Below are 13,059 nucleotides of genomic sequence, written 5' to 3'. Positions count from 1 at the left end.
CCGGGAGCTGAATAGCGGCTTTCCCTTATTGCGCCACGTTCCGTCGAACCTTGGTCACGGAAGGTCGCGGATCACCTTATTGCGTTATTCGGCGGGCCGCCCCTATCCTTACCCGGGACGGCCCGCCGGCTCATTTACCGTCGTATTCACCGACCGGCCGGGGGCCACGTGACTCCTGGCCGGAAATAAATCGGATAAGCGCTTTTCCCAGGCGCGGGCCGTTGTCCGGGATTCGTCGATGAGTTAGGGGGCGTGTGCGTACACCCAACATGTTCGTCAGGAGCCTGGGCGTTTACGTGCCTGACAGCGTGAGCGTCGAGCAGGCCGTCCGCGAGGGCTGGTACCCGGCCGCGGACGCCGAGAGGTTCCGGCAGATCGGCGCGGCGGTGGCCGGCGACATGCCGGCGCCGGAGATGGCGCGGCTCGCGGTCCTGGACGCGTACGAGCGGTGGGGCGAGTCCTCCCCGCGCGATCTGGACCTGCTGCTCTACCCGTCGGTCTGGCACCAGGGCCCCAACGGCTGGCAGCCCCAGCACTACCTGCAGATGCACCTCCTCGGCGGCGGCGTGCCGGCGCACGAGATCCGCAGCGGCTGCGTCGGGATGATCAGCTCGCTGGAACTGGCGGCGAGCTACCTCCAGGCCGCCGCCGACCGGGAGACGGCCATGGTGGTCTCCGCCGACAACCACGGCACTCCGCTGGTGGACCGCTGGCGGATGACCCCCGGGGCGCTGATCGGCGACGCCGCGGCCGCGCTCGTCCTCGGCAAGGACTACGGCATGGCCGAGCTGCTGTCGGTGAACATGACGGTGATCCCCGAGGCCGACGCGGTCAATGACGGCGCCTACCCGCTCTTCCCCCCGGACGCCACCGTCGGCAGGGGGCTGAGCTTCGGGGACCGGCACGAGGAGTTCCGCCAGCGGCTGCTCAAGGCGCAGGGCACCGGCATCCACCTGACGATCCAGAAGACGATGATGCAGCAGGTCGAGCAGACCCTGGACGAGGCCGGCATCGGCTTCGCCGACATCACCCGGGTGGCCTTCCCGCACGGCCGCCGCGAGGACCTGGACGGGCAGATGTCCTGGCTGGGCATCGACGAGGACCAGACGACCTGGGACTACGGACGGCGCGTCGGCCACTGCGGCGCGGTCGACCAGTTCATCGCCTTCGAGCACCTGATCGCGACCGGCGGCCTCGTGCCCGGCGACCACCTGCTCATGGTCGGCTTCGGCTCCGGCACGTCGGTCGCCGCGGCGGCGTTCCGCATCCTGTCCACCGCTCCCGTCACGAGAGGAGCACGCGCGTGAGCGACGACCTCACCCGGCGGCTGGTCGGCTTCGTCCAGGACAACCTCGTCCTGGACGGCGACGACGTCAAGGTCGACGAGACGACCCCGCTCCTGGTGTCGGGCCTCCTGGACTCCCTGCGCACGGCGCGGCTGCTGAACTTCCTCAGGAAGGACGTCGGCGTCCGGGTCACCGCCGCCATGCTCGACCCCGAGAACTTCAGGGACGTCGCGACCATCGTGACGATGGTCAGAGAACTCCAATCCGCTTAGCCGGGACGAGGACAGAAGTCATGCGGTACGCGGACACCTACATCGGCGGCGTGGGAACCTACCTGCCCCGGACCGTCGTCAGCGTCGAGAAGGCCGTCGCCAAGGGCTGGTACCCGGCGGAGGACGCCGAGCTGCACAACCTGGCGGGGACGGTGGTCGCCGGCGACGTGCCGGCTCCGGAGATGGCCCTGCACGCCGCGCGTAGCGCGATCAAGCGCAGCGGCCGGGCGCCGGGCGACCTCGATCTCCTCCTGTACGCCTCGACCTGGCACCAGGGCCCGGACGGCTGGCCCCCGCACTCCTACCTGCAACGCCATCTCGTCGGCGGGGACGTGCTGGCCACCGAGATCCGGCAGGGCTGCAACGGCATGTTCATCGCCCTGGAACTGGCGGCCGGTCACCTGGCCGCCGCGCCCGGCAGGCAGGCCGCCCTGCTGGTCGCCGCCGACAACTACGGCACCCCGCTGATGGACCGGTGGCGGATGGGCCCCGGCTACATCGGCGGGGACGCCGCCGCCGCGCTCGTCCTCACCAAGGACCGCGGGTTCGCCCGCCTGGCGTCGGTCTGCACGACGACGGTGGCCGAGGCCGAGGAGCTGCACCGGGGCAGCGAACCGCTGTTCCCGCCGGGCGTCACGGTCGGGCGCCGGATGAGCTTCGCGGCCCGCAACGAGCAGTTCCGGCAGCAGGTCATGCCCAAGGGCGAGGCCGGCGCGGCGCTGTTCAACATCCAGCGGGCGCTGATGGAGATCGTCGAGCGCGTGCTGGACGAGAGCGGGATCGAGGCCCGCGACCTGACCCGCGTGGCGTTCATGAACTACTCCGAGGAGATCGTCGAACAGCGGTGCATGGCCGTGGTCGATCTGCCCATGTCCCGCTCCACCTGGGACTACGGCCGCACCATCGGCCACTGCGGGGCCGGCGACCAGGTCCTCTCCCTCGACCACCTGCTCACGACCGGGCAGCTGGGCCCCGGCGACCACCTGCTCATGCTCGGCACCGGGCCCGGGGTCACCGTCTCCGGCGCCGTGCTCGAAATCCTCGAAACTCCTCATTGGGCCTGACATCGAAGGGAAACGAACGCAGATGGTCGACACTCCGCGCGGAGCCAGGGTGGAACCAGTCGCGGTGGTCGGGATCGGATGCCGTCTCCCCGGCGACGTCCACTCACCGGACGAGTTCTGGGACCTGCTGTGCGCCGGCCGCAACACGACCGGGCCGCTGCCCGCCGAACGCTGGCGCCGCTACGAGACCCGGAGCCCCGAACACGCCGCCGCGCTGCGCGACGCCGTACGGCACGGCAGTTTCCTGAGCGACATCGAGGGCTTCGACGCGGAGTTCTTCGGCCTGTCGCCCCGCGAGGCCGAGCTGATGGACCCGCAGCAGCGCATCCTCATGGAGACCGCGTGGGAGGCCCTGGAGCACGCCGGGCTGCCGCCGCACGAGCTGGCCGGGACCGACGCCGGGGTGTTCGTCGGCGTCTGCACGGCCGACTACGGCGGCCGGCTGCTGGAGGACCTGCCCCAGATCGAGGCATGGACCGGGATCGGCGCCGCGACCTGCGCCGTGGCCAACCGCATCTCCTACTCCCTCGACCTGCGCGGCCCCAGCATGGCGATCGACACCGCCTGCTCGGCGTCGCTGGTCGCGCTGCACCTGGCCGCGCAGAGCCTGCGGCTCGGCGAGAGCGACGTCGCCCTCGCCGGCGGCGTCAACCTGCTGGTCACCCCCGGCCAGACGCTCACGCTCGGCACCGCCGGAGCCCTGGCGCCCGACGGGCGGTCGAAGTCGTTCGACGCGGCGGCCGACGGCTACGGCCGCGGCGAGGGCTGCGGCGTGGTCGTGCTCAAGCGCCTGTCCGACGCGCAGCGCGACGGTGACCGCGTGCTCGCGCTGGTCATCGGCAGCGCCGTGAACCAGGACGGGCACACCAACGGCATCATGGCGCCGTGCGGCGAGGCCCAGGAGCACGTGATGGCGCGGGCCTGCAGGCAGGCGGGCGTCGCGCCGTCCACCGTCGACTACGTCGAGGCGCACGGCACCGGCACCCGGCTCGGCGACCCGCTGGAGGCGGGCGCGCTGTCCTCGGTGTACGGCGCGGGGCGGCCCCCCGGCGACCCGTGCCTGATCGGCTCGGTCAAGTCCAACATCGGCCACCTCGAAGGCGCCGCCGGCATCGCCGGCGTCATCAAGGCGGTGCTCGCCCTCGACCGCGGGGAGATCCCGCCGAGCGTGCTGTCCGCCCTCAACCCGGCCGTCCCGTGGGAGTCCTCGGGCCTGCGCGTGGTGACGCGGCGATCGTCCTGGCCGGAGCGCGACCACCCGCGCCGGGCGGGCGTCTCCAGCTTCGGGTACGGGGGCACGGTCGCGCACATCGTGCTCGAACAGGCCCCGCCGGCCCGGCACGCGCCCGCGCAGGAGGAGACGCCTCCCCGCGCGGAGCGGCTGTTCCCGCTGTCGGCCGCGTCGGAGCAGGCACTGCGGCAGTACGCGGGCCGGCTCGCCGATCACCTCGGGACGGGCGTCGACCCGGCGTCGGCGGGGCACACGCTGGCGCTGCGGCGCACCCATCTGGCCCGCCGCGCCGTCGTCGTCGGGACGGACGGCGACGAGTTGGCGGCCCACCTGCGCAGGCTCGCCGACGACGTGCCGGCCGAGGCGGTCCTCACCGGGGACGTGCTGCCCGACCTCGGCCCCGGGCCGGTCTGGGTGTTCTCCGGGCAGGGCTGCCAGTGGCGCGGGATGGGGCGGGAGCTGCTCGCCGTGCCGGACTTCGCGTCCCTGGTCGACGAGGTGGAGCCGATCTTCGCCGAGGAGATCGGCTTCTCGCCGCGGCAGGTCCTGGCCGACGGCGACCTCGACACGATCGACCGCGTGCAGACCATGATCTTCGTGATGCAGCTGGGCCTCGCCCGGCTCTGGAACGCGTACGGGGTCGCGCCGCGGGCCGTCATCGGCCACTCCGTCGGCGAGATCGCGGCGGCGGTGACGGCCGGCGCGATGACCGTCGCCGACGGCGCCCGCCTGATCTGCCGCCGTTCGCGGTTGCTGCGGCAGGCCGAGGGCAAGGGGGCCATGGTGATGGTCGGCCTGTCCTTCGAGGAGGCGGCCGAGCGGCTGGCCGGGCGTACCGACCTGGTGGCCGCGATCTCGTCGTCGCCGGGCTCCACCGTGCTGTCCGGCGACGTCGCCGCGGTCGAGGCGGTGGTCGAGGACTGGCCGGCCGAGGGCATCGTGGTGCGGCGGGTGGCCTCGGACGTCGCCTTCCACAGCCCGCACATGGAACCGCTGGCCGTCGAGCTGGCCGCCGCCGTCGCCGATCTGTCGTTCGGCGCGCCCCGCATCCCCATGTACACGACCGCGCTGGCCGACCCCCGGGCGACGCCCGTGCCGGACGGCGCGTACTGGGCGGCGAACCTCCGTGACCCCGTGCGGCTGACCGCGGCGACGACGGCCGCGGCCGAGGACGGCCACCGCGTGTTCCTGGAGATCTCCCCCCACCCGGTGGTCGCGCACTCCGTCGCCGAGACGCTGTCGGAGAACGGGTTCGAGGACGTGTTCGTCGGCACCACGCTGCGCCGGAACCAGCCGGAGCTGCCGGCCTTCCTGGCCGCGGTGGGCACGGCGCACTGTCACGGCGTCGAGGTGGACTGGAACCGGCTGCAGCCGTACGGCGGCCTCACCGACCTGCCGCCGTACGCCTGGCAGCACCGCCGCCACTGGCGCGAGGACTCCGGCGACGACGGCAACCGCGGGCACGACGTGCGCTCCCACACGCTGCTCGGCGCGGGGACCGGCCTCGCCGGCAGCCGGACCCGGGTGTGGCGGACCGGCCTGGAGGACGCCAACCGGCCCTACCCGGGCAGCCACACCCTCAACGGGATCGAGATCGTGCCCGCCGCCGTGCTGGTCAACACGTTCCTGCACGCCGCCGAGGACGAGGACGTCACGCTCACCGGCGTGGAGATGACGCATCCGCTGATGACCGCGGAACGCCGGCAGGTCCAGGTCGTGCACGAACCTCCGGCGATACGACTCGCGGCCCGTACGCCGGCCGGCCCCGGCGAGCCGGAACCGGCCTGGCTGGTGCACGTCACCGCCGACGTGGCCGCTCCTGGCCAGGTCAAGCCCGACGTGCTGCCCGACGCCGGCGCTCTGACCGCGATCGACCCCGCGTTCGTGCACCGGCGGCTGGCCGCCGTCGGCGTGCCCTCGACGGGCTTCGACTGGACGATCGAGACGCTGCTGGGCGGCGACGGCGCCCTGCGCGCCACCGTCCGCACCGGGGACGCCGACAGCTGGGCCCCGGCGCTGGACGCGGCGATGTCCGTCGCGCCCTGCGTGTTCCCCGGCGATCCGGTGCTGCGCATGGTCGTGCGCATCGACGAGGTCGTGCTGACCGGCGCCCCACCCGCGACGGTGGTCATCGACGCGGCCGTGGACCGGGCCGCCGACGACACCGTGCGGGTGCTGCTGGCCGACCCGGACGGCCGGGTGGTGGGACACCTCACGGGGCTGCGCTACCCGGTGATCGACGCGCCCGTCCCGGCCGAGGAGGAGCTTGGCGGGCCCGTGGAGTCGTTCGCCGGGCTGACGGCGGAGGGTCTGCGCGAGCGCGTCCTGCCCGAGGTGCGCGCGGAGATCGCGGCCGTGATGCGGCTGGCCCCCGAGGACCTGGCGGTCCGCCGTCCCCTGGTCGAGCAGGGGCTGGACTCGGTGATGACGGTCATGGTCCGGCGGCGGCTGGACAAGCGCTTCGGCTGCCGTCTTCCCGCGACGCTGCTGTGGCAGCAGCCCACCATCGCCGCGATCGCGGACCGGCTGGTGGAACTGCTCGCGGCGGCCAGGCCGGAGGCGGCGGCGGAGGCCGTACCGGAGGGCATGCCCGCGATCGGCGGGTGAGAGCCGCCGCGGGCGGCCCGGCGGAGGATCTCCCCGGGCCGCCCGCGGCGTCCGGTCAGGAGCCCGCCGGCCGGCCGAGCCGGCGGAGCTGGTGGTCGAGGACGGCGGTCGCCTCGGCGATGCCCAGGTCCCCGACCAGCACTCCGTCGGCCAGCCCGCGCGCGAGCGCGAGCAGCACGTGCGCCTCGGCGCCCGCCTCGACGCCGGGGTCCGCGGCGGTGGCGGCCACGAGCGCGGCGATCTCGCGGTGCACCGCGTCGCCGCCCGCGCGGTACAGCTCGCGTACGTCGGGATCGGCGACGGCCCTGGCCAGGAACGCGTGCCCGGCCAGCAGCAGCACGGGAGCGCGCGAGCCCAGCTCGACGACGGCCAGCAGCGTGCGCCGCAGCGTGTCGGCCGGCCCGGCGGCCTCCCGCAGGGCCGCCCGGAGATGACCTTCGATCTCCTGCCTGAGCAGCTGCGCGCTGGCGCGCATCAGGTCGGCCTTCGCCCCGAAATAGTGCTGCACGAGCCCTTTGGAGACGCCGGCCTCCTGGGCGACCCCGCCGATGCTCACCCCGGCCAGGCCGTCACGGGCGCACAGCCTGAGCGCGGCATGGGCGATCTCGGCCCGCCGCGCCGCGTGGTCCACCTGCTTGGGCACGGCCTCCCCCTCTTCGCGATACGAGTGTATCGTGACATCGTTGCGATACGATCGTATCGCGAAGGGCGAACGAAGGATCCCGCACGTGAACGATCTTGTGGAACCCAACATCGGAGCCGCGTTCCGCGCGCGGCGGCTCGGCCACTTCCGCGACGCCCCCGCCTTCGCGCGCTACCGCGGCGCCTACGACGACGCGATGGCCCGGCTCCCCGAACCCGTCCAGACCCACGATGTGGTGACCGGCTTCGGATCCGTCCGGGTCTACCGTTTCGGCGGCGGCGACGGCGTGCCGCTGCTGCTGCTGCCGGGGCGCACCTCGGCCACCCCGATGTGGGAGGCGAACCTGGCCGGCCTCGTCGCCCGGCGGCCGGTCTACGCCGTCGACCTGCTCGGCGAGCCCGGCCTGTCGGTGCAGACCCGGGCGTTCACCGGCGCGGAGGACCAGGCGGCCTGGCCGGCCGAACTGCTGGACCGGCTCGGCCTCGCCCGGGTGCACCTCGTCGGGGTGTCCATCGGCGGGTGGAGCGCCTTCCACCTGGCCCTGCGCGTGCCGGAGCGGATCGCCTCGGTGAGCGTGCTCGACCCCGCCAACCTGTTCGGCCGGATCACCTGGAAGGTCGTCGTCTTCTCGCTGGGCTCGGTGGTGCCGTTCTTCCCCGAGTCGTGGCGCAGGAAGCTGCTGAGCTGGATCTCCGGCGGGGCCGACGCCTCGGCCGACGAGCCCGTCGCCAACCTGATCTCGGCCGGGATGCGGGACTTCACCGCGTTCCTGCCGCCGCCCACGTACCCCACGGACGACCAGGTGGCCGGGCTCGACGTGCCGGTGCTCGCGCTGATCGCCGGGCGCAGCATCATCCACAACCCGCGCAAGGCCGCCCTGCGGGCCCGCCGTCTGCTCGCCCGGGGCGTCGTCGAGTTGTGGCCGGACGCCTCCCACGCACTCAACGGCGAGTTCCCCGACCGCGTCAACACCCGGGTCCTCGCCTTCGCCGACGAGGTCGACCGCGCCGGCGACCGCGCTGACGACCGCGCTGACGACCGCGCTGACGACACTGCCGGCGACACGCCCTGACGCCACGGGCCGGGGCTTCTCAGCCGGACTGCTCGCGGATCTCCCTGGTGGCCGAGCGGTAGGCGCGGGCGACCCCGGCGAGCAGGCCCAGCATCAGCGGCACCTGCTCCTGCGTGAACTGCCCGCGGATCTGCTCCAGGTGCCGCTCGGAGGTGACGCGGGTGGCGTGGTACTCGGCCATGCCACCCTCCAGCAGCTCCACCGTGACCATGCGCCGGTCGCGCTCGCCGCGTACCCGCCGCACGTAGCCGGCCTTCTCCAGACGGTCGATGAGCCGGGTCGCGGACGCGGACGGGAGCCCCAGCTCCTCCGAGATCGCCCCCACCGGGAGGGGGCCGCGCATCTCCAGCAGGATGAGCGCGGCCACGTCCACGTGATGCACGCCGAGCCGGTCGGCGATCGCCTCGATGTGCAGCATGACCGCGATCAGGAACTCGCGGTAGACGTCCGCTTCTGGATGGTTGTCGGTCACTCGCCCCAATGTACTTCACAGCGATGTATCTTTGAATCGAAGTAACTTCGTTTTGGAGATAAAATGGACGTTGTTGTCATCGGCGCCGGCGTGGGCGGCCTGGCCGTCGCGCGCAGCCTGCTCGCCGCCGGCCACCAGGTGCGGATCTACGAACAGGCCACCGCCATGCGCACGGGCGGCGCCGGGCTGAGCATCTTCAGCAACGGCGCCGCGGTGCTGCACGACCTCGGTGTCACCCTTGACGGCGTCGGCGGCCGGTTCGACCGGATCGACGCGCTGACCGCGGACGGCCGGCTGCGGCTCACCTCCGACATGGCCCACGCGGCCACGCTCTACGGCTTCCCCAACAAGTCGGTCTCCCGCCGTCTCCTGCTGGACCGGCTGGCCGACGGGCTGCCCGGCGACCTGATCCGCTACGGCACGGCCTGCCGGACCGTGACCCAGGACGGCGACCGGGTGACCGCGACCTTCGAGGACGGCTCGACGGCCACGGGCGACCTGCTGATCGGCGCCGACGGCCACCACTCGGTCGTCCGGCGCGAGTTGTGGGGCGACGTCCCCATCAGGACGGCCACGTTCGGCACCTGGCAGGCCCTGAGCCGGATCGACATCGACCTCGCCCGCACCCACCTGCACCTCATGATCACCGGTAAGGAGGGTGCCTGCGGGATCATCCCCGCCGGTGACGGCAAGCTCCAATGGTGGTTCGACGTGCGCTGGGCCCCTGGTGAGCCGCGCCCGGCCGCGCCCCTGGCCGAGCTGCGGCGCCGCTTCGGCCACTGGGCGTCGCCCGTCCCCGAGCTGCTCGCCCAGGCGTCGGAGGCCGACCTCGACTTCTTCGGCCACCACTGGCAGAAGGTGCGCCGGGAGTGGGGCAAGGGCCGCGTCACCCTGCTCGGCGACGCCGCCCACCTCATGCCGCCCACCCTCGGACAGGGCGCCAACCAGACCCTGGAGGACGTGTGGGTGCTCGGCCGCGAGCTGGCCAAGGGCGGCGACCCGGCGCAACGGCTGCGCGCCTACGAACGGGCCCGCTACCCGCACGTCAACCTGGTGTCCAGGCTGGCCCGGCGCAGCCCGGCCAACTGGCGCATCCCCCCGTTCGTCGGCCGGATGGTCTCCGAGACGTCCCAGAGCGGGTTGCTCGCCCGCTTCAGCAACCGCCTCACCGCCGCCCTCGCCCACTGAGAGCGGACATGCCGGGCCGCGGGCTCCGGCGCCGGTGGTAGGCGTAGGTGACGGCGGCGAGCAGCGGCCCCCACAGCAAAAGCGGAAGGTAGCAGACGGCGAAGATCGCGGCCTCCCAGCCGCCCGCCTGGCTGGGGAAGTCCGGCGGGATCGGCTCGCCGCGCATGGTCACCCCGGCGAGCTGGGTCACGAAGGCCGCGGTCCACAGGACCGTCAGGAGCACGGCGCCCGACGCCGCCGGAACGACGGCGGCCGGCGTCGGCACCCTGCGGCCACGCAACCCGGGGACCCAGCGGGGGAACCGCTCACCCCATGCGGCCACCAGCCCGACGGCCGTGAACGCCGCCAGCTCCGACACGATCGACAGGAACACGACGTACAGCCGTTCTCCGAGCCCGATCCCGCGGTCGAACGCCGCGGGCAACCGCCAGAGGCTGGACGGCAGCACGGTGAACGGCACGGCGTAGGCGGCGATCCGCGCCCAGCGGGGCACCCCGGCCACCGGCGCGTGGGCGGCCCGCCACGCCGCGCGCAGCCGCCCGCCGGTCACCGGCGATCCCGCGGTCACGGCGGCCACGGGGAGCGGCGCCGCGGCGCCGCGCGAACGATCAGTTCTCGTCATGGCGCTCACGCTAGGAACGAGCGGGCCGCCCTGCCTCCCCCCGGCGGGGGAGTGCGGCCACGGAGGCGTCGGCTAACGTCGGTCCACGTGAAACGCCCTCTCGCCCAGGCCGTGCGGGCCGGGGTCTACCAGCTCCTGGGCGCCGCGCTGCTGGCTCCGGTCGCCGCCGGGCTCGGCCTGCCGATCCTGGCCGAGCCGACGCCGGGCCGCCTGCTGGTGCTGTGGGCGGCCTGCCTGCCCGCCTCGGTGCTGCTCGCGCTGCTGCCGCTGACCCGCCGCCTGGAGGTGATCGCGCTGTCGGACCTGCTCGACGTGCACGTGCCCGAACGCGGTGACCGCCTCTACCTGGTGGCCCTGACCAGCCTGCACCTGTACGTCGGCGGGACGCTCAGCGCGGCCGTCCTGGCGTTGTCCCCCGGGCTGCTGCCGCGGGCGTGGCAGGCGGCGCCCGGCCAGGTGGCCGAGGTGCTGCTGCTCACCGCCGTCGTGCTGGCCGCGATGGTCGCCGCCGGGCTCGGCCAGCGCTGGGTCGCGCGGCGGGTGCTGCGTTCCGAGCCGTCCCGGCTGATCGACGAGCTGGACCGCCGCCAGTCGCTCGCCCTGGAACTGCACGACTCCGTCGGCCACGCACTCAGCGTCGTCCTGGTGCAGGCCATGGCGGCCGAGGCGGCGCTGCGCCGCGCCGCCCCCGAGCTCGCCGCCCAGTCGCTCGGCCACCTGACGACCACCGCCCGCAACGCTCAGCAGGAGCTCGACGTGCTGCTCGGCGTGCTCGACGACGGCGCGGCCGGCCGGACGCCCACCCTGGAGGCGCTCGGCACGCTCACCCGCGGCCTCGACGTCCGGGTCAGCGTCGGCCACCTCGGCAAGGTGTCGCCCGCGACCTCGCGGGCCGCGTTCGCGATCGCCAGGGAGGCGCTCACCAACGCCCTGCGGCACGGGCACGGCCCGGTCACGCTCGCCGTCGCCGCCGCCGCCGAACTGACCCTGACCATGGACAACGCGACCCTGAGCAGGCCGGGGGAGCCGGGGCGCGGCCTGACCGGCATGCGCATGCGGGCCCGGCTCGCCGGCGGGACGTGCACCTGGGAGGAGGTGGGCGGAACGTGGCGCGTCCGGGCGAGCCTGCCGCTGTGATCCGGGTCGTCCTGGCCGACGACGAGCAGCTCATCCGCTCGGGCTGGGCGACCATGCTCTCCCTGCACGACGACATCGAGGTGACGGCCGAGGCCGCCGACGGACGGGCGGCGGTCACGGCCGGCGCCGGCGCGGACGTCGTGCTGATGGACATCCGAATGCCGGTCATGGACGGCCTGGCCGCGACCCGGGAGCTGGCCCGCCGCTCGCCGAGGACGCGCGTCGTCATGGTCACCACGTTCGAGAGCGACCAGCTCGTCTGGGGCGCCCTGCGCGCGGGAGCCGCCGGCTACGTGCTCAAACGCTCGCCCGCCGGCGAGCTGGTGGAGGCGGTCCGCCTGGTGCACCGGCGCGACGCGGTGCTCTTCCCCGACGCGCTGCGCCGCATCGCCTCGCCGCACGTGGGCAGCGCCCGCCAGCGCCTGCCCGTCGAGCCGACGCCGCGCGAGCTGGACGTCCTGCGGCACATCGCGCTCGGGCGGAGCAACGCGGAGATCGCCGCCGCGCTGCACGTCACCAGGGAGACGGTCAAGACGCACGTCGGCAACCTCCTGGACAAGCTCGGCGCCCGTGACCGCACCCAGGCGGCCGTGCTCGCCTACGAGCTCGGCCTCGTCGGCCCGGCCGGGGAATGATCCCTCTCAGGAGGGAGGCGAGGTCCCGCATCCCGCTCAAGAGCGAGACGGGACTTCGCCCGCTCCGGCGATGTCCGGCAGGCCGCGGAAAACCAGGATTGGGGAGGTCATCACCGCTAAGGAGTCAACGAGATGAACCCCCGCATCGCCTTCGTCGCCGCCCCCGTGCTCACCTTCACCTACGGCGTCCTGCGCATCCTGGACGGCCTGGACGGCAGCCGCGGTCCCGGCCTGGCCTGGACGACCGGGCACCTGGCCTTCATCGGCGCCCTGGCGTTCTTCGCCGTGACGTTCCACGAGATGCGCAGGCTGGCCGGCCGCGGCCGCGTGGCGACCGGGCTGGCCGTAGCCGGATATGTCGGCATCACCACGCTGATCGCCCAGTTCTCCATCGACATCGTCGTGGGCTTCCGCTCGGCCGACCACGCCGCGATGGGCGTGCTCTTCGACCAGGTCCAGTCGGTTCCCGGGGTGCAGCAGGTGGTCTACGACTTCGGGCCGATGTTGTTCTTCGTCGCCCAGATCGGCCTGGTCCTCCAGCTCGCCGTCCAGCGCCGCGTCAAGGCGTGGACGCCCGTCCTGGTGGTCGCCGACGTCATGGTGCCGTTCGTGGAGAAGGACCTCATGCCGCTGGGTGCCGCCTGCCTGCTGGTCTCCTTCCTGGCGATGGCCCGGGTGTCGCGCGCGTCCCGCGCGGCCGACGGCCGGCACCACGTGGCCGAGCCCGCCGTACCGGCCGCCGTGTGACGATCGGGGTGTAACACCCTTGGGGGTCGAGACACGTACGGAACATCAGTCTTCCGAACGAGAGAGAACAATGTGGGTCCCCT

Annotated in this window: 12 protein-coding genes; 9 read left to right on the top strand and 3 right to left on the bottom strand. The window is 73.5% G+C overall.

Going from position 1 to position 13,059, the window contains the following annotated elements; all coding sequences use genetic code 11:
* Positions 1 to 296 precede the first annotated feature (296 nt).
* From AB0J46_RS27505 to AB0J46_RS27490, 4 genes are read left to right on the top strand one after another with little or no spacing between them, the layout of a single operon-like run.
* Positions 297 to 1,307 carry a ketoacyl-ACP synthase III family protein gene (locus AB0J46_RS27505; protein ID WP_364336753.1) on the top strand — a complete coding sequence of 337 codons (1,011 nt, stop codon included), beginning with the start codon at positions 297 to 299 and terminating at the stop codon, positions 1,305 to 1,307.
* Complete coding sequence (locus AB0J46_RS27500) at positions 1,304 to 1,558, top strand: hypothetical protein (RefSeq protein WP_364336751.1); 255 nt, start codon at positions 1,304 to 1,306, stop codon at positions 1,556 to 1,558. The genes AB0J46_RS27505 and AB0J46_RS27500 overlap by 4 nt, the downstream gene beginning before the upstream one ends.
* Positions 1,559 to 1,578: 20 nt before the next feature.
* Positions 1,579 to 2,622, top strand: coding sequence for a ketoacyl-ACP synthase III family protein (locus AB0J46_RS27495; protein ID WP_364336749.1), 1,044 nt, complete (start codon positions 1,579 to 1,581; stop codon positions 2,620 to 2,622).
* Between the two features lie 49 nt (positions 2,623 to 2,671).
* Positions 2,672 to 6,460 carry a beta-ketoacyl synthase N-terminal-like domain-containing protein gene (locus tag AB0J46_RS27490; RefSeq protein WP_364336747.1) on the top strand — a complete coding sequence of 1,263 codons (3,789 nt, stop codon included), beginning with the start codon at positions 2,672 to 2,674 and terminating at the stop codon, positions 6,458 to 6,460.
* Between the two features lie 55 nt (positions 6,461 to 6,515).
* Here AB0J46_RS27490 and AB0J46_RS27485 read toward each other — a convergent pair whose 3' ends face one another.
* Positions 6,516 to 7,103: a TetR family transcriptional regulator gene (locus AB0J46_RS27485; protein WP_364336745.1), complete on the bottom strand. Its 588-nt coding sequence runs from the start codon at positions 7,101 to 7,103 to the stop codon at positions 6,516 to 6,518.
* Between the two features lie 85 nt (positions 7,104 to 7,188).
* Between AB0J46_RS27485 and AB0J46_RS27480 the strand changes: the two genes are divergently transcribed.
* A complete protein-coding gene (locus AB0J46_RS27480) occupies positions 7,189 to 8,175 on the top strand; it encodes an alpha/beta fold hydrolase (RefSeq protein ID WP_364336743.1) in 987 nt (328 codons plus the stop codon).
* Positions 8,176 to 8,194: 19 nt separating this feature from the next.
* Here the strand turns inward: AB0J46_RS27480 and AB0J46_RS27475 are convergent, their stop codons facing one another.
* Positions 8,195 to 8,647: a MarR family transcriptional regulator gene (locus tag AB0J46_RS27475; protein WP_364336741.1), complete on the bottom strand. Its 453-nt coding sequence runs from the start codon at positions 8,645 to 8,647 to the stop codon at positions 8,195 to 8,197.
* A gap of 63 nt (positions 8,648 to 8,710) precedes the next feature.
* On the opposite strand from AB0J46_RS27475, the gene AB0J46_RS27470 reads away from it, so the two are divergent.
* Entirely contained in the window at positions 8,711 to 9,835 is a 1,125-nt protein-coding gene (locus AB0J46_RS27470) for an FAD-dependent monooxygenase (RefSeq protein ID WP_364336739.1), read from the top strand.
* Here the strand turns inward: AB0J46_RS27470 and AB0J46_RS27465 are convergent.
* On the bottom strand, positions 9,813 to 10,457 hold the full coding sequence (locus AB0J46_RS27465; RefSeq protein ID WP_364336738.1) for a hypothetical protein: 645 nt from the start codon (positions 10,455 to 10,457) through the stop codon (positions 9,813 to 9,815). The genes AB0J46_RS27470 and AB0J46_RS27465 overlap by 23 nt on opposite strands.
* Before the next feature lie 87 nt (positions 10,458 to 10,544).
* On the opposite strand from AB0J46_RS27465, the gene AB0J46_RS27460 reads away from it, so the two are divergent.
* The 3 genes from AB0J46_RS27460 (at position 10,545) to AB0J46_RS27450 (ending at position 12,976) form a co-directional block, all read left to right on the top strand.
* Positions 10,545 to 11,594: a histidine kinase gene (locus AB0J46_RS27460; protein WP_364336737.1), complete on the top strand. Its 1,050-nt coding sequence runs from the start codon at positions 10,545 to 10,547 to the stop codon at positions 11,592 to 11,594.
* Positions 11,591 to 12,229: a response regulator transcription factor gene (locus AB0J46_RS27455; RefSeq protein WP_364336735.1), complete on the top strand. Its 639-nt coding sequence runs from the start codon at positions 11,591 to 11,593 to the stop codon at positions 12,227 to 12,229. The genes AB0J46_RS27460 and AB0J46_RS27455 overlap by 4 nt, the downstream gene beginning before the upstream one ends.
* A gap of 132 nt (positions 12,230 to 12,361) precedes the next feature.
* A complete protein-coding gene (locus AB0J46_RS27450) occupies positions 12,362 to 12,976 on the top strand; it encodes a hypothetical protein (protein WP_364336733.1) in 615 nt (204 codons plus the stop codon).
* Positions 12,977 to 13,059: the final 83 nt, after the last annotated feature.

Source organism: Nonomuraea sp. NPDC049758 (assembly GCF_040674635.1).
Taxonomy (GTDB): Bacteria; Actinomycetota; Actinomycetes; order Streptosporangiales; family Streptosporangiaceae; genus Nonomuraea.
This window is presented reverse-complemented; position numbering and strand designations above follow the sequence as displayed.

Bases quoted from the DNA above. Each gene is read 5' to 3' on its own strand.
- AB0J46_RS27495 (WP_364336749.1), top strand. From the start codon at position 1,579: ATGCGGTACGCGGACACCTACATCGGCGGCGTGGGAACCTACCTGCCC.
- AB0J46_RS27470 (WP_364336739.1), top strand. From the start codon at position 8,711: ATGGACGTTGTTGTCATCGGCGCCGGCGTGGGCGGCCTGGCCGTCGCG.
- AB0J46_RS27465 (WP_364336738.1), bottom strand. From the start codon at position 10,457: ATGACGAGAACTGATCGTTCGCGCGGCGCCGCGGCGCCGCTCCCCGTG.
- AB0J46_RS27450 (WP_364336733.1), top strand. From the start codon at position 12,362: ATGAACCCCCGCATCGCCTTCGTCGCCGCCCCCGTGCTCACCTTCACC.